General features: G+C 70.8%; 18 protein-coding genes. 6 read left to right on the top strand and 12 right to left on the bottom strand.

Annotation, left to right across the window (positions count from 1 at the left end; translation table 11 throughout):
- The first annotated feature begins 10 nt into the window (after positions 1-10).
- From OHU74_RS21265 to OHU74_RS21240, 6 genes are all read left to right on the top strand, one after another.
- Positions 11-1384 carry an ABC transporter substrate-binding protein gene (locus OHU74_RS21265; protein ID WP_371617380.1) on the top strand — a complete coding sequence of 458 codons (1374 nt, stop codon included), beginning with the start codon at positions 11-13 and terminating at the stop codon, positions 1382-1384.
- Positions 1381-2364 carry an ABC transporter permease gene (locus OHU74_RS21260; RefSeq protein ID WP_371617379.1) on the top strand — a complete coding sequence of 328 codons (984 nt, stop codon included), beginning with the start codon at positions 1381-1383 and terminating at the stop codon, positions 2362-2364. The genes OHU74_RS21265 and OHU74_RS21260 overlap by 4 nt, the downstream gene beginning before the upstream one ends.
- Before the next feature lie 61 nt (positions 2365-2425).
- Entirely contained in the window at positions 2426-3208 is a 783-nt protein-coding gene (locus tag OHU74_RS21255; RefSeq protein ID WP_371617378.1) for an ABC transporter ATP-binding protein, read from the top strand.
- 11 nt (positions 3209-3219) lie between these two features.
- Positions 3220-5889, top strand: coding sequence for a fumarate reductase/succinate dehydrogenase flavoprotein subunit (locus OHU74_RS21250; RefSeq protein ID WP_371617377.1), 2670 nt, complete (start codon positions 3220-3222; stop codon positions 5887-5889).
- A gap of 252 nt (positions 5890-6141) precedes the next feature.
- Positions 6142-6732, top strand: a complete 591-nt coding sequence (locus OHU74_RS21245) for a hypothetical protein (protein WP_371617376.1) — start codon at positions 6142-6144, stop codon at positions 6730-6732.
- 94 nt (positions 6733-6826) lie between these two features.
- Positions 6827-7405, top strand: coding sequence for a Uma2 family endonuclease (locus OHU74_RS21240; RefSeq protein WP_371617375.1), 579 nt, complete (start codon positions 6827-6829; stop codon positions 7403-7405).
- A 64-nt stretch (positions 7406-7469) separates the two neighbouring features.
- On the opposite strand, the gene nuoN is transcribed toward OHU74_RS21240, so the two are convergent.
- The 12 genes from nuoN to OHU74_RS21180 are packed head-to-tail and all read right to left on the bottom strand — an operon-like array spanning position 7470 to position 22388.
- On the bottom strand, positions 7470-9089 hold the full coding sequence (gene nuoN, locus OHU74_RS21235) for an NADH-quinone oxidoreductase subunit NuoN (RefSeq protein ID WP_371619755.1): 1620 nt from the start codon (positions 9087-9089) through the stop codon (positions 7470-7472).
- Between the two features lie 38 nt (positions 9090-9127).
- Positions 9128-10720: an NADH-quinone oxidoreductase subunit M gene (locus tag OHU74_RS21230; protein ID WP_330298012.1), complete on the bottom strand. Its 1593-nt coding sequence runs from the start codon at positions 10718-10720 to the stop codon at positions 9128-9130.
- Position 10721: 1 nt separating this feature from the next.
- A complete protein-coding gene (gene nuoL, locus OHU74_RS21225) occupies positions 10722-12617 on the bottom strand; it encodes an NADH-quinone oxidoreductase subunit L (protein WP_371617374.1) in 1896 nt (631 codons plus the stop codon).
- Positions 12618-12626: 9 nt separating this feature from the next.
- On the bottom strand, positions 12627-12926 hold the full coding sequence (nuoK, locus tag OHU74_RS21220) for an NADH-quinone oxidoreductase subunit NuoK (RefSeq protein ID WP_215025182.1): 300 nt from the start codon (positions 12924-12926) through the stop codon (positions 12627-12629).
- A complete protein-coding gene (locus tag OHU74_RS21215; RefSeq protein WP_371617373.1) occupies positions 12923-13735 on the bottom strand; it encodes an NADH-quinone oxidoreductase subunit J in 813 nt (270 codons plus the stop codon). Before OHU74_RS21215 ends, nuoK begins: the two co-directional genes overlap by 4 nt.
- Positions 13732-14358 carry an NADH-quinone oxidoreductase subunit NuoI gene (gene nuoI, locus OHU74_RS21210; protein WP_371617372.1) on the bottom strand — a complete coding sequence of 209 codons (627 nt, stop codon included), beginning with the start codon at positions 14356-14358 and terminating at the stop codon, positions 13732-13734. The genes OHU74_RS21215 and nuoI overlap by 4 nt, the downstream gene beginning before the upstream one ends.
- Positions 14351-15721 carry an NADH-quinone oxidoreductase subunit NuoH gene (nuoH, locus tag OHU74_RS21205; protein ID WP_371617371.1) on the bottom strand — a complete coding sequence of 457 codons (1371 nt, stop codon included), beginning with the start codon at positions 15719-15721 and terminating at the stop codon, positions 14351-14353. The genes nuoI and nuoH overlap by 8 nt, the downstream gene beginning before the upstream one ends.
- Positions 15718-18225: an NADH-quinone oxidoreductase subunit G gene (locus OHU74_RS21200; protein ID WP_371617370.1), complete on the bottom strand. Its 2508-nt coding sequence runs from the start codon at positions 18223-18225 to the stop codon at positions 15718-15720. Before OHU74_RS21200 ends, nuoH begins: the two co-directional genes overlap by 4 nt.
- Positions 18222-19571, bottom strand: a complete 1350-nt coding sequence (gene nuoF / locus OHU74_RS21195) for an NADH-quinone oxidoreductase subunit NuoF (protein WP_371617369.1) — start codon at positions 19569-19571, stop codon at positions 18222-18224. Before nuoF ends, OHU74_RS21200 begins: the two co-directional genes overlap by 4 nt.
- Positions 19571-20320 (bottom strand): NADH-quinone oxidoreductase subunit NuoE, encoded by a 750-nt coding sequence (gene nuoE / locus OHU74_RS21190; protein WP_371617368.1) that lies wholly within the window; start codon positions 20318-20320, stop codon positions 19571-19573. The genes nuoF and nuoE overlap by 1 nt, the downstream gene beginning before the upstream one ends.
- Positions 20317-21657 carry an NADH-quinone oxidoreductase subunit D gene (locus OHU74_RS21185; protein WP_371617367.1) on the bottom strand — a complete coding sequence of 447 codons (1341 nt, stop codon included), beginning with the start codon at positions 21655-21657 and terminating at the stop codon, positions 20317-20319. Before OHU74_RS21185 ends, nuoE begins: the two co-directional genes overlap by 4 nt.
- Positions 21657-22388, bottom strand: a complete 732-nt coding sequence (locus OHU74_RS21180) for an NADH-quinone oxidoreductase subunit C (RefSeq protein WP_371619754.1) — start codon at positions 22386-22388, stop codon at positions 21657-21659. Before OHU74_RS21180 ends, OHU74_RS21185 begins: the two co-directional genes overlap by 1 nt.
- Positions 22389-22402: the final 14 nt, after the last annotated feature.

Below are 22402 nucleotides of genomic sequence, written 5' to 3'. Positions count from 1 at the left end.
CACCCCCGCGATGCGTACGAGACCCCTGGCGCCCGCCCTCGCCCCCGCCCTCGCGCCCACCCTCCTCCTGCTCCTCCCCCTCGCCACCGCGTGCGGCAGCGCCTCCGGGGCGGACGGGTCCGGCAAGACGGTCACGGTGACCGTCGGCTACCAGTCCAAGACCATCAACACCGTCACCGCGGGCACCCTCCTGCGCTCGCTCGGCTACTTCGAGCAGGAGCTCGCGGCGCGCGGCAAGAAGGACGGGGTGACCTACAAGGTCGACTGGCAGGACTACGCCACCGGCGCCCCGATCACCGCCCAGATGACCGCCGGGAAGATCGACATCGGCTCGATGGGCGACTTCCCCCTCCTCATCAACGCGGTGCGCGGCAAGGAGCTGAAACAGCCCACCCACCTGGTCTCCATCACCGGCTACAACCTGCGTGGCGGCCTCAACACCGTGGTCACCGTGCCCGATTCGAAGCTGGAGTCCCTCGCCGACCTCAAGGGCAGGAAGGTCTCGACCTCGGTCGGCTCGGCCGCCGACGGAACCCTCGTACGGGCCCTGCAGCGCGCCGGAATCGACCCCGACAAGGGCATCGAGAAGCTCAACCAGCAGCCCAGCGTGGGCGCTTCGGCGCTCCAGGCGGGCAGCGCCGACGCCCTGTCGCAGTTCGTCGCCTGGCCGGGCCAACTCGCCTACGAGGGCCGGGCCAAGGCCCTGTACGACGGCGCCGAGCTGAACCTGCCGACCTTCCACGGGGTCACGGTCCGCGAGAAGTTCGAGACCGCGCACCCCGCCGTCCTGGACGACTTCCTGCGGGCACAGTCCAAGGCCACCGAGTACCTGCGCACGCAGCCGGTCGCCGCCGCCGAATCGGTGGCCACGGAGACCGGCCTGCCCGCGGAGGTCGTGTACCTCTACAACGGCGCCAACGGCATCGCCACCTTCGACCCGGCCCTGCGCCCCGAGCTCCTGACCGCACTGAAGGAGGACGTACCGGTCCTCAAGGCCGCGAAGCTGGTGGACTCGGTCGACGTGGACGCCTTCGTCGACCCGGCCCCGCTCGCCCGCGCCTCGGCGGGCGCCAAGGAGTACCCGGCGGCCGCCGCGGCCCGGCCCGAACTGTGGCTGAAGAGCCAGCCGCAGACCAAGACCTTCGACTCCCCGGCAGCCCTGCTCAAGGCGTTCAAGGCGGCGGGCGCGGACGTCCGGGCGGCGTACGTCCCCGACGCGGTGACGGGCACCTCCTGGTTCGCCGACAAGGCGGTCTGGGTGGCCGAGGGCTCCGACCTCCACGCCTTCGTGACCCCTTCAACCGCCAAGTCGTACGTCGCCCAGCACGCGGGGTCCGGGGCGCGGATCGTGACCTTCGCCGAAGCCGGAGCCCTCGCGTCATGACGGCCCGCCGCCGCCTCCTGCGGGTGGCTTCGCTCGGCCTGGCCCTGCTGGCCTGGCAACTGCTCACTTCGCTCGACGTCGACCTGTGGCTCCGCTTCCAGCAGTTCCCGACCGTCACCGAGGTGGCCTCGAAGTTCACGGACCGGGCGACGACCGGCCCCTACTGGCAGGACCTCGGCTTCAGCCTGCGGCGCATAGTGACGGGCTTCGCGCTGGCCGCCGTACTGGGGGTGGCCGCGGGCACGGCGATCGCCCGCTCCCGCCTGGCGGCGGACCTGCTGGGACCTCTCGTCGAGGTCCTCCGCCCGATCCCGGCGATCGCGCTGGTCCCCGTAGCGATCCTGCTCTTCCCCTCCAACGAGCAGGGGATCGTCTTCATCACCTGCGCGGCGGCCTTCTTCCCGGTCCTCGTCTCCACCCGGCACGCGGTCTCCGCGCTGTCCCCGGTCTGGGAGGAAGCCGTCCTGACCATGGGCGGCAGCCGCCCCCGCATCCTCCTCTCGGTGATCCTCCCCGGAGCCCTCCCCGGCATCTTCGGCGGCCTGTCGGTCGGCATCGGGGTGTCGTGGATCTGCGTGATCTCCGCCGAGATGATCTCCGGGGAGTACGGGGTCGGCTACCGCACCTGGCAGGACTACACGGTCGTGGACTACCCCGGGGTCTTCGTCGGCATGGCCACGATCGGAGCCCTCGGCTGGCTCACGTCGACGGCTGTCGAAGTCATGGGCCGCCGCCTGACCCGCTGGCTCCCGAGCCGTCCTTCCGGCTCCCCCGCTTCGGGCTCCCGCCCGCCGGTGTCCCAGGGCCCTGCGGGAGCTGTCCCCCACCCCGCCCCTTCCCGAAACCGGGACTCCGCCCCGGACCCCGCGCCTCAAACGCCGGCGGGGCTGGATTTTGCCGCTGCGCGGCATCTTTCAGCCCGTCCGGCGTTTGAGGACCGGGTCCGGGCAGAGCCCGGGGAACGGAGGAAGGGCGGGTAGGGGACTCCGCCCCGCAGGGCCCCACCACCCGCGCAGCCCCGACGACCACAGGAAGGGAAGAATGTCCGCACACACCCTCACCCCCGCCCCACCCACCGGCGCCGCCCTCCACCTCAAGGACGTCCGCCTGGGCCGCCCCGACACCGCCCCCCTCCTCGACGGCCTCGACCTGACCGTCACCCCTGGCGAGATCCTCACCATCGTCGGCCCCTCCGGATGCGGAAAATCCACCCTCCTCCGCACCCTGGCCGGCCTGCTGCCCCCGCTCACCGGCGCCGTGGAACAGGACGGCCACCCGATCACCCGCCCCACCGCCGACCGCGCCCTGGTCTTCCAGGACGACGCCCTCCTCCCCTGGCGCACCGTCCGCGCCAACGTCGAACTCCCCCTCGCCATCCGCGGCACACCCCGCACCGAACGCCGCGAGACCGCAGAGGCCTGGCTCACCCGGGTCGGCCTCGCCGACCACGCCCACAAGCACCCCCACCAGCTCAGCGGCGGCCAACGCCAACGCGTGCAGCTCGCCCGCGCCCTCGCGGCCGCGCCCCGCGCCGTCCTCATGGACGAACCCTTCGGCGCGCTCGACGCCCAGACCCGCGCCGGGATGCAGGACCTCCTGGTCACGGTCCTCACCGGCTCCCACGCCGAAGCCGGCCCCGAAGCCGGCCCCGGCACCGGCGCGACCGTCGTCTTCGTCACCCACGACGTGGACGAGGCCCTGTTCCTGGGAGACCGGGTCGCGCTCCTGGCCACGGGCGAGGTGCTCGACGTACCGCACCCCCGTACCCGCACCCGTACCGCCGACCACTCCGCGCTCCGGCGCCACATCATCGACTCCCTCTGAAAGGCCGCCCCATGGACATCCCCGCGATCGCCGACGCCGAGGAACTGACCTGCGACGTCCTCGTCATCGGCGGTGGCACCGCCGGCACGATGGCGGCGCTGACCGCCGCCGAGCACGGCGCGCGGGTGCTGCTCCTGGAGAAGGCCCACGTACGCCACTCCGGCGCCCTCGCCATGGGCATGGACGGGGTCAACAACGCCGTCATCCCGGGCCGCGCCGAGCCCGACGACTACGTCGCCGAGATCACCCGCGCCAACGACGGCATCGTCGACCAGTCCACGGTCCGCCAGACGGCGACCCGCGGCTTCGGGATGGTGCAGCGGCTGGAGTCGTACGGGGTGAAGTTCGAGAAGGACGAGCACGGCGAGTACGCGGTCCGCCAGGTCCACCGCTCGGGCTCGTACGTCCTGCCCATGCCCGAGGGCAAGGACGTCAAGAAGGTCCTCTACCGGCAGCTGCGCCGCCGCGAGATGCGCGAGCTGATCCGGATCGAGAACCGGGTGATGCCGGTCCGCGTCCTGACCGACCCCGAGGACGGCCGGGCGATCGGCGCGGCCGCCTTCAACACCCGTAGCGGCGCCTTCGTGACCGTCCGCGCGGGGGCCGTGATCCTGGCCACCGGCCCGTGCGGACGCCTGGGCCTGCCCGCCTCCGGGTACCTCTACGGGACGTACGAGAACCCCACCAACGCGGGCGACGGCTACGCCATGGCCTACCACGCGGGCGCCGCGCTCACCGGCATCGAGTGCTTCCAGATCAACCCGCTGATCAAGGACTACAACGGCCCGGCCTGCGCGTACGTCGCGAACCCGTTCGGCGGCTACCAGGTCAACCGGCACGGCGAGCGGTTCGTGGACTCCGACTACTGGTCGGGGCAGATGATGTCCGAGTTCGCCGCCGAACTCGCCTCCGACCGGGGCCCGGTGTACCTCAAGCTGAGCCATCTCCCCGAGGAGTCGGTCGCGGCCCTCGAATCGATCCTGCACACCACCGAACGCCCCACCCGCGGCACCTTCCACGCCAACCGCGGCCACGACTACCGCACCCACGACATCGAGATGCACATCTCGGAGATCGGCCTGTGCGGCGGCCACTCGGCCTCGGGCGTCCGGGTCGACGACCACGCCCGCACCACCGTGCCCCGGCTGTACGCGGCGGGCGACCTGGCCTCCGTACCGCACAACTACATGATCGGCGCCTTCGTCTTCGGCGACCTGGCGGGCGCGGACGCCTCCCAGTACCGGCCGTACGAGGGCGAGTTGCCGGCCGCCCAGCTGGCCGCCGCACACGAGCTGGTCTACGGCCCCCTGCGCAACCCGGACGGCCCGCCGCAGCCGCAGGTCGAGTACAAGCTGCGCCGGTTCGTCAACGACTACGTGGCCCCGCCCAAGACCGGCGCGAAGCTCTCCCTCGCCGTCGAGGCCTTCGACCGGATGACCGGGGAGATCGCCCGGATGGGTGCCACGACCCCGCACGAGCTGATGCGCTGCGCCGAGGTCTCCTTCATCCGGGACTGCGCGGAGATGGCGGCGCGGGCCTCGCTCGCGCGCACCGAATCCCGATGGGGGCTGTACCACGAGCGGCTCGACCATCCCCAGCGCGACGACGCGGGCTGGCTGCACCACCTGGACCTGCGCAAGTCCCCTTCGGGGGCGATGGAGTTCACGGCTCGGCCGGTGGAGCCGTACGTGGTCCCCGTCCCCGAATTCACCCCGCACGGCGGCCCCTCGGTCCTCCTGGGCGAGGTGGAGCTGGTGGGCGTGGCCCTGGCGGGCGGCCGGCCGGACGTGCCCGTGCCGAGTGCGGGACCGGCCCCGGCCGCCCCGGGCTCGCCCCGGATCCTGGAACTGCTCGCCCTCGCCGAGGAGGCACCGGCCCTCGAAGCCCTGCACCCCTACCTCACCGACCCCGACCCGGCGGTCCGCGCGACGGCGGTGGCGGTGCTCGGCGAAACCGTCCCGACGGGAGCGGGACCCGCGCTCGGCGGGCGGCTCGCCGACCCCGACCCGGCGGTCCGCGCGGCCGCGGCGGCCTCGCTGCGCGAACTGCTGGAGGTGCTGGCGCCCGACCCGGAGCTGGGCGCTGCCCTGCGGGCGGGGCTCGCGGTGGCGGACCCGGCCGTCCGGTCGGCCGCGCTCGAAGCCCTACGGGTCCTGCGGCTCGGGGACCCCGATCTGTACGCGGAGTCCCTGCGGGATGCCGAGGTGGACGTCCGGATCCAGGCGGTCCGGGCCCTGGTGTCGGTGTACGCGGTGGCGGCGGTGGCCGCAGCCGCCGGTGACCCCTCGCGGGAGGTCCGCGTGACGGTGGCCAAGGCCCTGGGCACCCTGCGGTCCGCCGACCCGCTGACCCCGCTGCTCTCGGACTCCGACCCGCTGGTCCGGGCCGCGGCCCTCACCTCGGTCGCCGCCACGGGCGGCCATGCGGCGGCTGCGGTGGCCGCGCTTTCCGACCCGGCATGGCAGGTCCGCGCGGGGGCCGCCGCCGGGCTGTCCTCCGCCGGGGCGGAGGTGGCGGTCCCCGCGCTGTCCCGGGCCCTGTCCGACCCGAACGCGGACGTCCGCAAGCAGGCGGTGCTCGCGCTGCGCACCCACCGCCCCGACCCGGCGGCCACGGCGGCCCTGGCCACGGCCGTCTCCGACCCGGACGCCGACGTCCGCGCGTACGCCTCCCGCCTGTAGCCCGGGCCGGGCGGGGTACGGGCTGCGGGCCGCCGCTGCGCGGAGCAGAGTCCCCTACCCGCCCTTCGCCCATCCCCCAGACTCCGTCCGGGGGGACCCCCAGCCGGGCTCCGCCCGGACCCGGTCCTCAAACGCCGGACGGGCTGAAGAGACCCCGGATGCGCGTCGGCCCCCCGTTCGGAGCTCTGCCGCGTGCAACCCCGCCACGGCGCCTGGATGGTGGACGAAAGCCCCCGAACGGCAGGAGCACCGATGTCCCTCCGCCCCCGCAAGGCCTTCCTGACCTGCGCGGCCGCCGCGTCGCTCGCCCTGGCCGCCGTCGTGCCCGCCCACGGCGTCGAGGGGCCCGCGCCCGACCCCCGCAACCAGAAGGCGATGCGCGACATGGCCACGGCGATCGCGGTGACCGCCAAGTACGTGGACGAGCGGGAGGCCATCAAGGACGGCTACGTCCCGCACGGCATGGAGTGCATGACCAACCCCTTCGGGGTGGGCTCCATGGGCTACCACTACGTCAAGCAGGCCTACTGGGGTCTGCTGGACCCCAGCAAGCCGACCGCCCTCCTCTACAGCACCGAGAAGGACAAGCACGGCCGCCGCAAGCTCCAGACAGTGGAGTGGATGGCCACCGACGGGGACCAGGACCTCAAGACCAGCAACGACCGCCCGAGCATGTTCGGCCTGCCCTTCGACGGCCCGATGCCGGGCCACTGGACGGGCATGCCCAAGCACTACGACCTCCACATGTGGGCCTACGAGGACAACCCGGCCGGCCGCTTCCACAACTGGAACCCCGCCCTCAAGTGCCCCAAGGGCACCACCGCCCCGGCCCACCCGCACTGACCTCCGGGTCAACACGGCGCTCCCGCCCACACGTACGGACGGTCTCGAACGGATCCCCGGCGACACCTTGGTCGGATTCGCGAGACTCCGGCTCATGGGAGCATTCATGGACCCGCCACCGGGTGGCTGGACTGCCGACGACCTGGACACCCTGCCGAATCTTCCTCCCCACACGGAGCTGATCGACGGAAACCTGGTCCTCCCGAGTCCGCAGACTCTTTTCCATACCCGGTCGGTGAGCCTTCTCGAGCGACTGTTGGAGTCGCTGGCACCTCCCGACCTGGCAGTGCTCAGCAGGTTCACGATCGACATCGACCGGCACAACCGCCCCGAACCGGATGTCCTCGTGGTGCACGAACACGCCATCCAAGGCTGGGACCAGACACGGCTTCCCGCAGAGGACGTGGTGCTCGCCGTGGAGGTGGTGATGGCTGAGTCGCTCACTCGTGACAGCGAGATCAAGCCCGTTAAGTACGCCGGGGCCGGAATCCCCCACTACTGGCGAGTCGAAGGCGAGGAAGGCCAAGTCGTTGTCAGCGTATTCGAGCGGGAGCCGGCCACTGGGGCCTACGCAGGCACCGGCATCTTCCACGACCGGGTGAAGGTCTCGGTCCCGTTCCCGATGGACCTCGACCTCACGTCCATCACGCGCAGGCGGCGCAAGCCCGACTAGCCCCGCACACGGCGAAGGCCCGACCCCCTTTCGGGAGCCGGGCCATGGGCCGTACTCGGTACGGTCAGCGCACGAACGTGCTCGCCTGCCCCGCCAGGTCCAGGAAGTACTGCGGCGCAATGCCCAGTACCAGCGTCACCGCGACGCCCACCGCGATCGTCGTCATCGTCAGCGGCGACGGCACGGCGACCGTGGGGCCGTCCGCCTTCGGCTCGCTGAAGAACATCAGGACGATGACCCGGATGTAGAAGAACGCGGCGATCGCGGACGAGATGACACCGACCACGACCAGCGCTCCCGCGCCGCCCTCCGCCGCCGCCTTGAACACGGCGAACTTCCCGGCGAAGCCGGAGGTCAGCGGGATGCCGGCGAAGGCCAGCAGGAACACGGCGAAGACCGCCGCCGTCAGCGGCGAACGGCGGCCGAGCCCGGCCCACTTGGACAGGTGCGTGGCCTCGCCGCCCGCGTCGCGGACCAGGGTGACCACGGCGAAGGCGCCGATCGTCACGAAGGAGTACGCGGCCAGGTAGAAGAGGACGGACTTGACGCCCTCCGCCGAGGTCGCGATCACACCGGCCAGGATGAAGCCCGCGTGCGCGATCGAGGAGTAGGCCAGGAGCCGCTTGACGTCGGTCTGGGTCACGGCGATGACCGCGCCCGCCAGCATCGTGACGATGGCCACGCCCCACATGACCGGCCGCCAGTCCCACCGCAGGCCCGGGAGGACCACGTAGAGCAGGCGCAGGAGGGCGCCGAAGGCGGCCACCTTGGTCGCGGCCGCCATGAAGCCGGTGACCGGGGTCGGGGCGCCCTGGTAGACGTCCGGGGTCCACATGTGGAAGGGGACCGCGCCGACCTTGAAGAGCAGGCCCATCAGGATCAGCGCGCCGCCGATCAGCAGCAGTGCGTCGTTGCCCATGGTGCCGGCGAGGGCCGGGTCCACATTGGCGACGGTGCCGTCGACCACATCGGCGATCGCCGCGTAGGACACGGAGCCCGCGTACCCGTAGACGAGCGCGATGCCGAAGAGGAGGAAGGCCGAGGAGAACGCCCCGAGCAGGAAGTACTTGACCGCGGCCTCCTGCGACATCAGCCGCTGGCGGCGGGCGACGGCGCAGAGCAGGTACAGCGGGAGGGAGAAGACCTCCAGGGCCACGAACAGCGTCAGCAGGTCGTTGGCCGCCGGGAAGATCAGCATCCCGGAGATCGCGAACAGCGCCAGCGGGAAGACCTCGGTGGTGGTGAAGCCCGCCTTGACGGCTTCCTTCTCGCTCTCGCTGCCCGGTACGGACGCCGCCTGCGCGGCGAAGGAGTCGACCCGGTTGCCGTGGGCGGCCGGGTCCAGGCGCCGCTCGGCGAAGGTGAAGATCGCGACGATCGAGGCCAGGACGATGGTGCCCTGGAGGAAGAGCGCCGGACCGTCGACGGCCACGGCGCCCATGGCCGCGATGTGCGCCTTGGAGCTGCCGTACCCGCCCGCGGCGAGCCCGACGACCGCGGCGAAGGCGGAGGCCAGCGCGGCGACGGCGAGGAACACCTGGACGTAGTAACGGGACTTGCGCGGTACGAAGGCCTCGACGAGGACTCCGACGATCGCCGCGCCCAGCACGATCAGCGTGGGCGAGAGCTGGGCGTACTCGATGTGCGGGGCCGGGATCTTGTCGATCGGCGCCGCGGCCGCCAGGTTCGGCAGCAGGTTCTGGGCTGCGGCAGTCAGGGTGCTCACTTCGCCCCCTCCCCATTCTTGGCCTGTACGCCCACCTCGGGCTTCGGGTCCGTTTGCTTCACGTCCGACATGGTGTGCTTCACCGCCGGGTTGACGATGTCGGTCAGCGGCTTCGGGTAGACGCCCAGTCCGATCAGCAGCGCGATCAGCGGGGCGACCACCAGTACCTCCCGCAGGTGCAGGTCCGGCATGGTGCGGACCTCCTCCTTCAGGGGGCCGGTCATGGTCCGCTGGTAGAGCACCAGCGTGTAGAGCGCGGCGAGCACGATGCCGAAGGTGGCGATGATGCCGACGACCGGGTACCGGGCGAACGTGCCGACCAGGACCAGGAATTCGCTGACGAACGGGGCGAGCCCCGGCAGCGAGAGGGTGGCGAGCCCGCCGATCAGGAAGGTGCCGGCCAGGACCGGGGCCACCTTCTGCACCCCGCCGAAGTCGGCGATGAGCCGCGAGCCGCGCCGCGAGATCAGGAAGCCGGCGACCAGCATCAGCGCCGCCGTCGAGATCCCGTGGTTGACCATGTACAGGGTCGCGCCCGACTGGCCCTGGGAGGTCATCGCGAAGATGCCCAGGATGATGAACCCGAAGTGCGAGATCGAGGCGTACGCCACCAGTCGCTTGATGTCCCGCTGCCCGACCGCGACCAGCGCACCGTAGACGATGCTGATCAGGGCCAGTACGAGGATCACCGGCGTGGCCCACTTGCTGGCCTCGGGGAAGAGCCCGAGGCAGAAGCGGAGCATCGCGAAGGTGCCGACCTTGTCGACGACCGCGGTGATCAGGACGGCGACCGGGGAGGTGGCCTCGCCCATCGCGTTCGGCAGCCAGGTGTGCAGCGGCCACAGCGGGGCCTTCACCGCGAAGGCGAAGAAGAAGCCGAGGAAGAGGAGCCGCTCGGTGTTGGTCGCCATGTCGAGCGTGCCCGCGGCGCGGGCGGCGGTGATCTCCTGGAGCGAGAAGTTCCCGGCGACCACGTACAGCCCGATGACGGCGGCCAGCATGATGAGCCCGCCGACCAGGTTGTAGAGGAGGAACTTGACCGCCGCGTACGAGCGCTGCGCGGCCGCGTTCTCATCGGACCCGGAGTGGGCCCGGTCGCCGAAGCCGCCGATGAGGAAGTACATCGGGATGAGCATGGCTTCGAAGAAGATGTAGAAGAGGAAGACGTCGGTGGCCTCGAAGGAGATCACCACCATCGCCTCGACCAGCAGGATCAGGGCGAAGAAGCCCTGGGTCGGCCGCCAGCGCGAGGAGTGGGTCTCCAGGGGGTCGGCGTCGTGCCAGCCGGCCCCGATGACGAAGGGGATGATCAGCGCGGTGAGCGCGATGAGCGCCACCCCGATGCCGTCGACGCCCAGTTCGTAGCGGACCCCGAAGTCGGGGATCCAGGAGTGGGATTCGGTGAGCTGGTAGCGGTCGCCACCGGGATCGAAGCGGACCGCGACGAGCACGGCCAGGGCCAGGGTCGCCAGTGAGAAGAACAGGGCGAGCCATTTGGCGGCGGTCCGGCGGGCGGCCGGGACGGCCGCCGTCAGGATCGCGCCGACCGCGGGTACCGCGGCCGTCACCGTCAGAAGCGGGAAACTCATCTCACACCGCCCTCATCAGCAGGGTCGCGGCGATCAGGACCGCCGTGCCCCCGAACATCGAGACCGCGTAGCTGCGGGCGTAGCCGTTCTGCAGCTTGCGCAGCCGGCCCGACAGCCCGCCGACACCGGCGGCCGTCCCGTTGACCACTCCGTCGACCAGGCTGTGGTCGACGTAGACGAGGGAGCGGGTCAGGTGCTCCCCGCCGCGCACCAGGACCACGTGGTTGAAGTCGTCCTGGTAGAGGTCCCGTCGGGCCGCCCGGGTGAGGAGCGAGCCGCGCGGGGCGACGACCGGGACGGGCTTCTTGCCGTACATCGCCCAGGCGATGCCGACGCCGATGACGAGGACCACCATCGTGGACAGGGTCACCGTCAGGGCGCTGACCGGCGGGTTCCCGTGCTCGTGCCCGGTGACGGGCTCCAGCCACTTCAGGAACCGGTCGCCGACGCCGAAGATCCCGCCGGCGAAGACCGATCCGAAGGCGAGCACGATCATCGGGATGGTCATGGTCTTCGGGGACTCGTGCGGGTGCGGCTGGTGGCCCTCGGCATCCGGCTGCCAGCGCTTCTCGCCGAAGAAGGTGAGGAGCATGACCCGGGTCATGTAGAACGCGGTGATCGCGGCGCCCAGCAGGGCCACGCCTCCCAGGATCCAGCCCTCGGTGCCGCCCTTCGCGAAGGCCGCCTCGATGATCTTGTCCTTGGAGAAGAACCCCGACAGGCCCGGGAAGCCGATGATGGCGAGGTAGCCGAGGCCGAAGGTGACGAAGGTGACCGGCATGTACTTCCGCAGGCCGCCGTACTTGCGCATGTCCACCTCGTCGTTCATCCCGTGCATGACGGAACCGGCGCCGAGGAAGAGGCCTGCCTTGAAGAACCCGTGCGTCACCAGGTGCATGATCGCGAAGACGTAGCCGATGGGGCCCAGGCCCGCCGCCAGGATCATGTAGCCGATCTGCGACATCGTCGAGCCGGCGAGGGCCTTCTTGATGTCGTCCTTCGCGCAACCGACGATCGCACCAAAGAGCAGCGTGACGGCGCCGACGACGGTGACGGCCAGCTGTGCGTCCGGCGCCTCGTTGAAGATCGCGCCCGAGCGGACGATCAGGTACACGCCGGCGGTGACCATGGTCGCCGCGTGGATGAGGGCCGAGACCGGGGTCGGGCCCTCCATCGCGTCGCCGAGCCAGGACTGCAGCGGCACCTGCGCCGACTTGCCGCAGGCGGCGAGCAGCAGCATCAGGGCGATCGCCGTGAGCTTGCCCTCGCCCACCCCGGACACCGAGCCGAGCACCGGTCCGAAGGCGAAGGTTCCGAAGGTGGTGAACATCAGCATGATGGCGATCGAAAGGCCCATGTCGCCGACCCGGTTGACCAGGAAGGCCTTCTTCGCGGCGGTGGCCGCGCTGGGCTTGTGCTGCCAGAAGCCGATCAGGAGGTACGAGGCGAGGCCCACGCCCTCCCAGCCGACGTACAGCAGGAGGTAGTTGTCGGCGATGACCAGGAGCAGCATCGCGGCGACGAAGAGGTTGAGGTAGCCGAAGAAGCGGCGGCGGCGCTCGTCGTGCTCCATGTACCCGATCGAGTACACGTGGATGAGCGTGCCCACCCCGGAGATCAGCAGGACGAAGGTCATCGACAGCTGGTCGAGCTGGAAGCCGAGGTCGGCCTGGAAGCCTTCGACCGGGATCCAGCTGAACAGCCGCTGGTGGAAGGTCCGGTCCTCGGCGCCGCGGCTGAGCATGTCGGCGAAGAGGGCGAGGCCGATGCCGAAGGAGGCGGCGGCGAGCAGGGTGCCGAGCCAGTGGCCGGCCTTGTCGAGGCGGCGGCCGCCGCAGAGCAGCACCACCGCTCCGAGCAGGGGCGCTGCTACCAGCAGCGCGATCATGTTCTCCACAGCGACCCCTTACAGCTTCATCAGGCTGGCGTCGTCGACCGAGGCCGAGTGGCGGGTACGGAACAGCGACACGATGATCGCCAGACCCACCACGACCTCGGCGGCGGCGACGACCATCGTGAAGAACGCGATGATCTGGCCGTCGAGGTTGCCGTGCATCCGGGAGAAGGTGACGAAGGCGAGGTTGCAGGCGTTGAGCATCAGCTCGACGCACATGAACACCACGATCGCGTTCTTCCTGATCAGGACCCCGGAGGCCCCGATGGTGAACAGCAGCGCGGACAGGTACAGGTAGTTGACCGGATTCACTTCGAGGCCTCCTCGCGGCCGAGCCGCTCGGACGACCGCTGCTCCAGCGCCTTCAGGTCGTCCAGCGCCTGGCTGGAGACGTCCCTGATCTGGCCGCGGCCGCGCAGCGTCTGGTTGACGGTGAGCTCGGACGGGGTGCCGTCCGGCAGCAGGCCGGCGACGTCCACGGCGTTGTGCCGGGCGTAGACGCCGGGTGCGGGCAGCGGCGGGAGCTGCACGCCCGCGCGTACGCGGCGCTCGGCGAGCTCGCGCTGGGTGGCGGGCCGCTCGGTGCGCTCGCGGTGGGTGAGCACCATCGCGCCGACGGCCGCCGTGATGAGGAGGGCGCCGGTGATCTCGAAGGCGAACACGTACTTGGTGAAGATGAGCGTGGCCAGGCCCTCGACGTGTCCGCCGGAGTTGATCCGGCCGAGCCCGTTGAAGTGGGTGAGGCGGGCGTTGGCGATGCCGGCGATCAGCAGGATGCCGAAGCCGAGTCCGCACAGGGCGGCCAGCCAGCGCTGCCCCTTGATGGTCTCGGTCAGCGAGTCCGCCGCGGTGACGCCGACGAGCATGACGACGAAGAGGAAGAGCATCATGATCGCGCCGGTGTAGACGACGACCTGGACGATGCCGAGGAAGTACGCCCCGTTGGCGAGGTAGAAGACCGCCAGGATGATCATCGTCCCGGCCAGGCTCAGGGCGCTGTGCACGGCCTTCTTCATCAGGATCGTGGACAGCGCGCCGATGACGGCGACCGTGGCGAGGACCCAGAACTGCACGGCCTCACCGGTGGAGGTGACGGTGGCGGCTGCGGCGACGGCGCTCACGCCCCCACCCCCTCGGAGGCGTCCCGGGAGGCGACCACGACGGCGTCCTCGGGGGCGGTCTCGCCCTTCGACACGGCGACCTGGCGGACCGTGCCGGGAGCCGCCCCGGTCACCAGCCCCCGGTAGTAGTCCGTGTCCTCGGTGCCCGGGAAGATCGAGTGCGGAGCCTCGACCATGCCCTCGGTCAGCCCGGCGAGGAGCTGCTCCTTGGTGTAGATGAGCGATTCGCGGCTGGAGTCGGCCAGTTCGAACTCGTTCGTCATGGTCAGCGCCCGGGTCGGGCACGCCTCGACGCACAGCCCGCACAGGATGCAGCGGGCGTAGTTGATCTGGTAGACCCGGCCGTACCGCTCACCCGGGGAGTAGCGCTCCTCCTCGGTGTTGTCCGCGCCCTCGACGTAGATCGCGTCGGCGGGACAGGCCCAGGCGCACAGTTCGCACCCGATGCACTTCTCCAGACCGTCCGGGTGGCGGTTGAGCTGGTGCCGCCCGTGGAAGCGCGGAGCGGTTGTCTTCTGCTGCTCCGGGTACTGCTCGGTGAGTCGCTTCTTGAACATGGCCTTGAAGGTCACGCCGAAGCCGGCCACCGGGTTCTGCCACTTCTCGTTCTCGGCGTCAGGCATTCTCAGCGCCCTCCTCTCGGTCACTGTCAGTATTCGCCGCGCCACTGACAATGAGCTCCCGCTCACTGCGAGGCCGCCTGCGCGGTACGGGTGCCAGGTGCTGGCCGGGCTTGGGCGGTACGGGGAATCCGCCCGCCAGCGGATCGAAGGGCTCGGCGGCGGAGGCCTGTTCGGCGTCCTCGGCGGCCGCCTTCTCCTTCTTGTCGCGGAAGACGTCCACGACGAAGGAGAGCAGCAGGACCGCGACGACCGCGCCGCCGACGTAGAGCACGATCGACTGGAACGCATAGTTCTCGTTGCGCAGCGCCCGGACGGTGGCGACCAGCATCAGCCAGACCACGGAGACCGGGATCAGCACCTTCCAGCCGAGCTTCATCAGCTGGTCGTAGCGCACGCGCGGGAGCGTGCCGCGCAGCCAGATGAAGAAGAACAGCAGCAGCTGGACCTTGATGACGAACCAGAGCATGGGCCACCAGCCGTGGTTGGCGCCCTCCCAGTACGTGGAGATCGGCGCCGGGGCCCGCCAGCCGCCCAGGAACAGGGTGACCGAGACCGCGGAGACGGTGACCATGTTGACGTACTCGGCCAGCATGAACAGCGCGAACTTGATCGAGGAGTACTCGGTGTTGAAGCCGCCGACCAGGTCGCCCTCGGACTCCGGCATGTCGAAGGGAGCGCGGTTCGTCTCGCCGACCATCGTGATGACGTAGATGATGAAGGACACCGGCAGGAGCACGATGAACCAGCGGTCGCCCTGCGCCTCCACGATCTTCGAGGTCGACATCGACCCGGAGTAGAGGAAGACCGAGGCGAAGGCCGCGCCCATCGCGATCTCGTAGGAGATCATCTGCGCGCAGGAGCGCAGGCCGCCCAGGAGCGGGTACGTGGAGCCCGAGGACCAGCCGGCCAGCACGATGCCGTAGATGCCGACCGAGGCCACCGCGAGGATGTAGAGCATCGCGATCGGCAGGTCGGTCAGCTGCATCGTGGTGCGCTGGCCGAAGATGGAGACCTCGTTGCCCGAGGGGCCGAAGGGGATCACCGCGATGGCCATGAAGGCCGGGATCGCCGCGATGATCGGGGCGAGGACGTAGACGACCTTGTCCGCCCGCTTGACGATGAGGTCTTCCTTGAGCATGAGCTTCACGCCGTCGGCGAGCGACTGGAGCATGCCCCAGGGGCCGTGCCGGTTGGGGCCGATGCGCAGCTGCATCCAGGCGACGACCTTGCGCTCCCACACGATGGAGAACAGCACGGTCACCATCAGGAAGGCGAAGCAGAACACCGCCTTGACGACGACGAGCCACCAGACGTCCTTGCCGAACAAGGAGAGGTCTTCGGCAGCGATCTGAACGGTGTTCACGCGCCCACCTCCGCAGTGGCGTCGCTGCTGTCGGCCGGGGTAGCCGGACCGATGCGTACGAGGGCTCCCGGGCGGGCGCCGGTATCGGCGAGGACCCCGGAGCCGGTGGAGTTCAGCGGGAGCCAGACCACCCGGTCGGGCATCTCGGTGATCCGCAGCGGCAGTTCCACGGAGCCGGCCGGGCCGGTCACCGCGAGGACGTCGCCGTTCTTGACACCCGTCTCGGCGGCCGTGGCGGCCGACAGCCGGGCGCTGGCCTCGTGCCGGGTACCGGCCAGGGCCTCGTCCCCGTCCTGGAGCAGGCCCTGGTCGAGCAGGAGCCGGTGGCCCGCGAGGATGGCCTCGCCCGAGCCCGGCCGGGGCAGCGGCGCGGTGTCCGCGGACTGCTCGGCGGCCCGGGTCCCGGCCCACTGGCCGAGCCCGTCGAGCTCCCGGCGCACGGCGTGTACGTCGCCCAGGGCGATCGGCCGGTCCGCCGCGTCGGCCAGCATGTGCAGGACGCGGGAGTCTGCGGGGGCGAGCCGGCGGGTCATCTGCTCGGGCTTCAGCGCGGCCTCGAACGGCCGGACCCTGCCCTCCCAGTTGATGAACGCGCCCGACTTCTCGGCGGCTGCCGCGACCGGGAAGACCACGTCCGCGTGGTCGGTGACCTCGCTGGGCCGCAGTTCCAGGCTGACCACGAAGGCCTCCTGGAGCGCGAGGCGGGCGCGGACCGGATCCGGCAGGTCGTCGAGCTCCACGCCCCCGACCAGCAGGGCGGACAGCTCACCGGTGGCGGCGGCCTCGACGATCTGGCCGGTGTCGCGGCCGTACCGGTGCGGGAGCTCGTCCAGGCCCCAGGCGGCGGCGACCTCCTCGCGGGCCCGCGGGTCGGTGGCCGGGCGGGCCCCCGGGAGCAGGGACGGCAGCGCGCCCGCCTCGACGGCGGCCCGCTCTCCGGCCCGGCGCGGGATCCACACCAGCTGCGCGCCGGTCGCGGCTGCGGCCCGTACGGCGGCGGTCAGCGCGCCGGGCACTGCGGCCAGGCGCTCCCCGACGACGATGACCGCGCCGGGCAGGCGCAGCGCTTCGGCGGCGGCGTGGCCGCCCTCTTCCAGGCCGGTCCGCGAGGCCAGGGCGTCGAGCCATTCCGGCTCGGTGCCGGGGGCGGCGGCCAGCAGGGTGCCGCCCGCCTTCTCCAGCCCGCGGGTGGCGAAGGTGGCCACGGCGAAGGTCCGCTGCTTGTGCTTGCGGTGGGCCTTGCGCAGCCGCAGGAAGACCCCGGGGGCCTCTTCCTCGGCCTCGATGCCGACGAGGAGCACGGCCGGGGCCGCCTCCAGGGAGGCGTTGGTGACGCCCCGCCCGTCGAGGTCCTTGCCGATGCCCGCGACCGAGGCGGCCAGGAACTCGGCCTCCTCCGCGCTGTGCACCCGGGCCCGGAAGTCGATGTCGTTGGTGTCGAGCACGACCCGCGCGAACTTGGCGTAGGCGTACGCGTCCTCGACGGTCAGCCGGCCGCCGGTCAGGACTCCGGCCCGGCCGCGCGCGGCGGCCAGCCCGTTCGCGGCGGCCTCCAGCGCCTCGGGCCAGCTCGCCGGGGCCAGGACCCCGTCGCTGCCGCGCACCAGCGGGGTGGTCAGCCGGTCGGGGCGCTGTGCGTAGCGGAACCCGAAGCGGCCCTTGTCGCAGATCCACTCCTCGTTGACCTCGGGGTCCTCTGCGGCCATCCGGCGCAGCACCTTGCCGCGGCGGTGGTCGGTCCGGGTCGCGCAGCCGCCCGCGCAGTGCTCGCACACGCTCGGGGAGGAGACGAGGTCGAACGGGCGGGAGCGGAACCGGTAGGCGGCCGAAGTGAGGGCGCCGACCGGGCAGATCTGGATGGTGTTGCCGGAGAAGTACGACTCGAAGGGGTCGCCCTCGCCGATGCCGACCTGCTGGAGCGCGCCGCGCTCGAGCAGCTCGATCATCGGGTCGCCGGCGATCTCGTTGGAGAAGCGGGTGCAGCGCGCGCACAGCACGCAGCGCTCCCGGTCCAGCAGCACCTGGGTGGAGATCGCGACGGGCTTCTCGTAGGTGCGCTTCTTGCCCTCGAACCGCGATTCGGCGTTGCCGTGCGACATCGCCTGGTTCTGGAGCGGGCACTCGCCGCCCTTGTCGCAGACCGGGCAGTCCAGCGGGTGGTTGATGAGCAGCAGCTCCATCACCCCGCGCTGGGCCTTGTCGGCGACCTCGGAGGTGAGCTGCGTCTTGACGACCATGCCGTCGGTGCAGGTGATGGTGCAGGAGGCCATCGGCTTGCGCTGGCCCTCCACCTCGACGATGCACTGGCGGCAGGCGCCGGCCGGGGAGAGGAGGGGGTGGTCGCAGAACCGGGGGATCTCGATGCCGAGCTGCTCGGCGGCCCGGATGACCAGGGTCCCCTTGGGCACGGACAGTTCGACGCCGTCGATGGTCAGCGAGACCGTGTTCTCGGGCGGGACCGCTGCCGCGCCGCCGCCGGAGGCTGACGTAGTGGTCACGGTCATGCGGTCACCTCCGTGTCGGCCCAGAGGGTCGACTTCTTGGGGTCGAAGGGGCAGCCCTTGCCCGTGATGTGCTGCTCGTACTCCTCGCGGAAGTACTTGAGCGAGGAGAAGATGGGGCTGGCGGCGCCGTCACCGAGGGCGCAGAACGACTTGCCGTTGATGTTGTCGGCGATGTCGTTCAGCTTGTCGAGGTCGGACATGACCCCCTTGCCCGCTTCGATGTCGCGCAGCAACTGGACCAGCCAGTACGTGCCTTCGCGGCACGGCGTGCACTTGCCGCAGGACTCGTGGGCGTAGAACTCGGTCCAGCGGGTCACCGCCCGCACCACGCAGGTCGTCTCGTCGAAGCACTGCAGGGCCTTGGTGCCGAGCATGGATCCGGCCGCGCCGACGCCCTCGTAGTCCAGCGGCACGTCGAGGTGCTCGGCCGTGAACATGGGGGTGGAGGAGCCGCCCGGGGTCCAGAACTTCAGCCGGTGTCCGGGGCGGATCCCGCCGCTCATGTCGAGCAGCTGGCGCAGGGTGATGCCGAGCGGGGCCTCGTACTGGCCGGGGCCCACGACGTGGCCCGACAGCGAATACAGCGTGAAACCGGGGGACTTCTCGGTCCCCATCGCCTTGAACCAGTCCTTGCCCTTGTTCAGGATCGCGGGAACCGAGGCGATGGATTCGACGTTGTTGACGACAGTGGGGCACGCGTAGAGCCCCTCGACGGCAGGGAAGGGAGGACGCAGCCGGGGCTGACCGCGTCGGCCTTCGAGGGAGTCCAGGAGGGCCGTTTCCTCGCCGCAGATGTACGCGCCCGCTCCCGCGTGCACGGTGATGTCGAGCTTCAGCCCGCTCCCGAGGATGTCTTCCCCGAGGTAGCCGGCCTCGTACGCCTCGCGCACCGCCTCGTGCAGGCGGCGCAGTACCGGCACGGCCTCGCCGCGCAGGTAGATGAAGGCGTGCTCCGACCGGATCGCGTAACAGGCAATGATCATTCCCTCGATGAGGGAGTGCGGGTTGGCGAAGAGGAGGGGGATGTCCTTGCAGGTTCCCGGCTCCGACTCGTCCGCGTTCACGACGAGGTAGTGCGGCTTTCCGTCGCCCTGCGGGATGAACTGCCACTTCATTCCGGTGGGGAAGCCCGCGCCGCCGCGCCCGCGCAGACCGGAGTCCTTCACGTACGCGATGAGGTCGTCCGGGGTCATCGCGAGCGCCTTGCGCAGGCCCTCGTAGCCCTCGTGGCGCCGGTAGGTCTCCAGCGTCCACGACTGCGGTTCGTCCCAGAACGCCGACAGCACGGGTGCCAGCAGCTTCTCCGGGCTGGTGCCGTTCTCATGCATTTCAGCAGTCACCGTCATCACTCCCCCTCCTCGGCCGCGGCCTCGGCACGCGGGTGCACGACCTTGCCGAGCTGCGGGGACTCCCCGCGCGCGATGCGCAGGCCGATCAGCGACGCGTGTCCGGCGCCGCCGCTCGCCTCGACCGCGCCGGGGCGCTCGTCGGGGAAGCCGGCCAGGATCCGCGCGGTCTCCTTGTACGTGCACAGCGGCGCGCCCCGGGTCGGCTCGACCGGGCGGCCGGCCAGCAGGTCGTCCACCATGGCCTTGGCGGACTCGGGGGTCTGGTTGTCGAAGAACTCCCAGTTGACCATCACCACGGGGGCGTAGTCGCAGGCCGCGTTGCACTCGATGTGCTCGAGGGTGACCTTGCCGTCGGGGGTGGTCTCGTTGTTGCCGACCCCGAGGTGCTCCTTGAGCTCGTCGAAGATGGCATCGCCGCCCATGACCGCGCACAGGGTGTTCGTACAGACGCCGACCTGGTAGTCGCCCGAGGGCTTGCGCCGGTACATCGTGTAGAAGGTGGCGACCGCCGTGACCTCCGCGGTCGTCAGGCCCAGCACCTCGGCGCAGAACCGGATGCCGGTGCGCGAGACGAAGCCCTCCTCCGACTGCGTGAGGTGCAGCAGCGGCAGCAGCGCGGAGCGGCTGTCGGGGTAGCGGGCGATGACTTCCTTCGCGTCCGCTTCGAGCCGGGCGCGTACCTCGGCCGGGTAGTCGGGGGCCGGCAGCTGGGGCATGCCCAGGCTGGTCGACTGGCTGGCGCTCATCGGTCGACGCCTCCCATCACGGGGTCGATGGAGGCGACGGCGACGATGACGTCGGCGACCTGGCCGCCCTCGCACATCGCCGCCATGGCCTGCAGGTTGGTGAAGGACGGGTCGCGGAAGTGGACCCGGTAGGGGCGGGTGCCGCCGTCGGAGACCACGTGCACCCCGAGCTCGCCCTTGGGGGACTCGACCGCCGCGTAGGCCTGTCCGGCCGGGACCCGGAACCCCTCGGTCACCAGCTTGAAGTGGTGGATGAGGGACTCCATGGAGGTGCCCATGATCTGCTTGATGTGGTCGAGCGAGTTGCCGAGGCCGTCGGGGCCCATCGCGAGCTGCGCGGGCCAGGCGATCTTCTTGTCGGCGACCATCACCGGGCCCGGCTCCAGCCGGTCCAGGCACTGCTCGACGATCCGCAGGGACTGGCGCATCTCCTCCAGGCGGACCAGGAAGCGCCCGTAGGAGTCGCAGGACTCGGTGGTCGGCACGTCGAACTCGTAGTTCTCGTAACCGCAGTACGGGTCGGACTTGCGCAGGTCGTGCGGGAGTCCGGCGGAGCGCAGGATCGGGCCGGTGGCGCCCAGCGCCATGCAGCCGGTGAGGTCGAGGTAGCCGACGTCCTGCATGCGGGCCTTGAAGATGGGGTTGCCGGTGGCGAGCTTGTCGTACTCCGGCAGGTTCTTCTTCATGGTCTTGATGAACTCGCGGAGCTGGTCGACCGCGCCCGGGGGCAGGTCCTGCGCGAGGCCGCCGGGGCGGATGAACGCGTGGTTCATGCGCAGTCCGGTGATCAGCTCGAACACGTCGAGGATCAGCTCGCGGTCGCGGAACCCGTAGATCATGATCGTGGTCGCGCCCAGCTCCATGCCGCCGGTGGCGATGCACACCAGGTGGGAGGAGATCCGGTTGAGCTCCATCAGCAGGACGCGGATGGCGGTGGCGCGGTCCGGGATCTGATCGGTGATGCCGAGCAGCTTCTCGACGCCCAGGCAGTACGCCGCCTCGTTGAAGAACGGCGTCAGGTAGTCCATGCGCGTGACGAAGGTGGTGCCCTGCGTCCAGTTCCGGTATTCGAGGTTCTTCTCGATGCCGGTGTGGAGGTAGCCGATGCCGCAGCGGGCCTCGGTGACCGTCTCGCCGTCGATCTCCAGGATCAGGCGGAGCACTCCGTGCGTGGACGGGTGCTGCGGACCCATGTTGACGACGATCCGCTCGTCGTCCGCGCGGGCCGCGGACTGCACGATCTCGTCCCAGTCGCCGCCCGTGACGGTGTAGACGAGGCCTTCGGTGGTCTCCCGGGAGGAGGCGTGGTTCGACGCGTTGTTCGATGTGGGGGACATCAGCTGTACGACCTCCTCTGGTCGGGAGCCGGGATCTGGGCGCCCTTGTACTCGACGGCGATGCCGCCGAGCGGGTAGTCCTTGCGCTGCGGGAAGCCCTGCCAGTCGTCCGGCATCATGATCCGGGTGAGGGCCGGGTGCCCGTCGAAGATCAGGCCGAAGAAGTCGTACGTCTCGCGCTCGTGCCAGTCGTTGGTCGGGTAGACCGAGACGATCGACGGGACGTGCGGGTCGCTGTCCGGGACGGACACCTCCAGCCGCACGATCCGGCCGTGGGTGAGCGAGCGCAGGTGGTAGACGGCGTGCAGCTCGCGCCCCTTGTCCCCGGGGAAGTGCACCCCGCTGACACCGGTGCAGAGCTCGAAGCGCAGGGCCGCGTCGTCGCGCAGGGTCTTCGCCACCCGGGGCAGGTGCTCGCGGGCGATGTGGAGGGTGAGCTCGCCCCGGTCGACCACGACCTTCTCGATCGCGTTCTCGGGGACCAGGTCCTGCTCCTCCAGCGCCCCTTCGAGCTCGTCGACGACCTCGTCGAAGTACGAGCCGTACGGGCGCGCGCTCGCGCCGGGCAGGACCACGGTGCGCACGAGGCCGCCGTAGCCGCTGGTGTCGCCGCCGCCCGCGGCGCCGAACATGCCCTTGCGGACGCCGATCAGCTCGGGGCCCGTCGCACCCCTGGGGGCGGGGACGTTGTTGCCGGCGGCGTCGTCACCGGGTTGGGGGCCGTTCTCCACGGCCGGGTCGTCGC

The organism is Streptomyces sp. NBC_00454, assembly GCF_041434015.1.
Lineage (GTDB): Bacteria > Actinomycetota > Actinomycetes > Streptomycetales > Streptomycetaceae > Streptomyces.
This window is presented reverse-complemented; position numbering and strand designations above follow the sequence as displayed.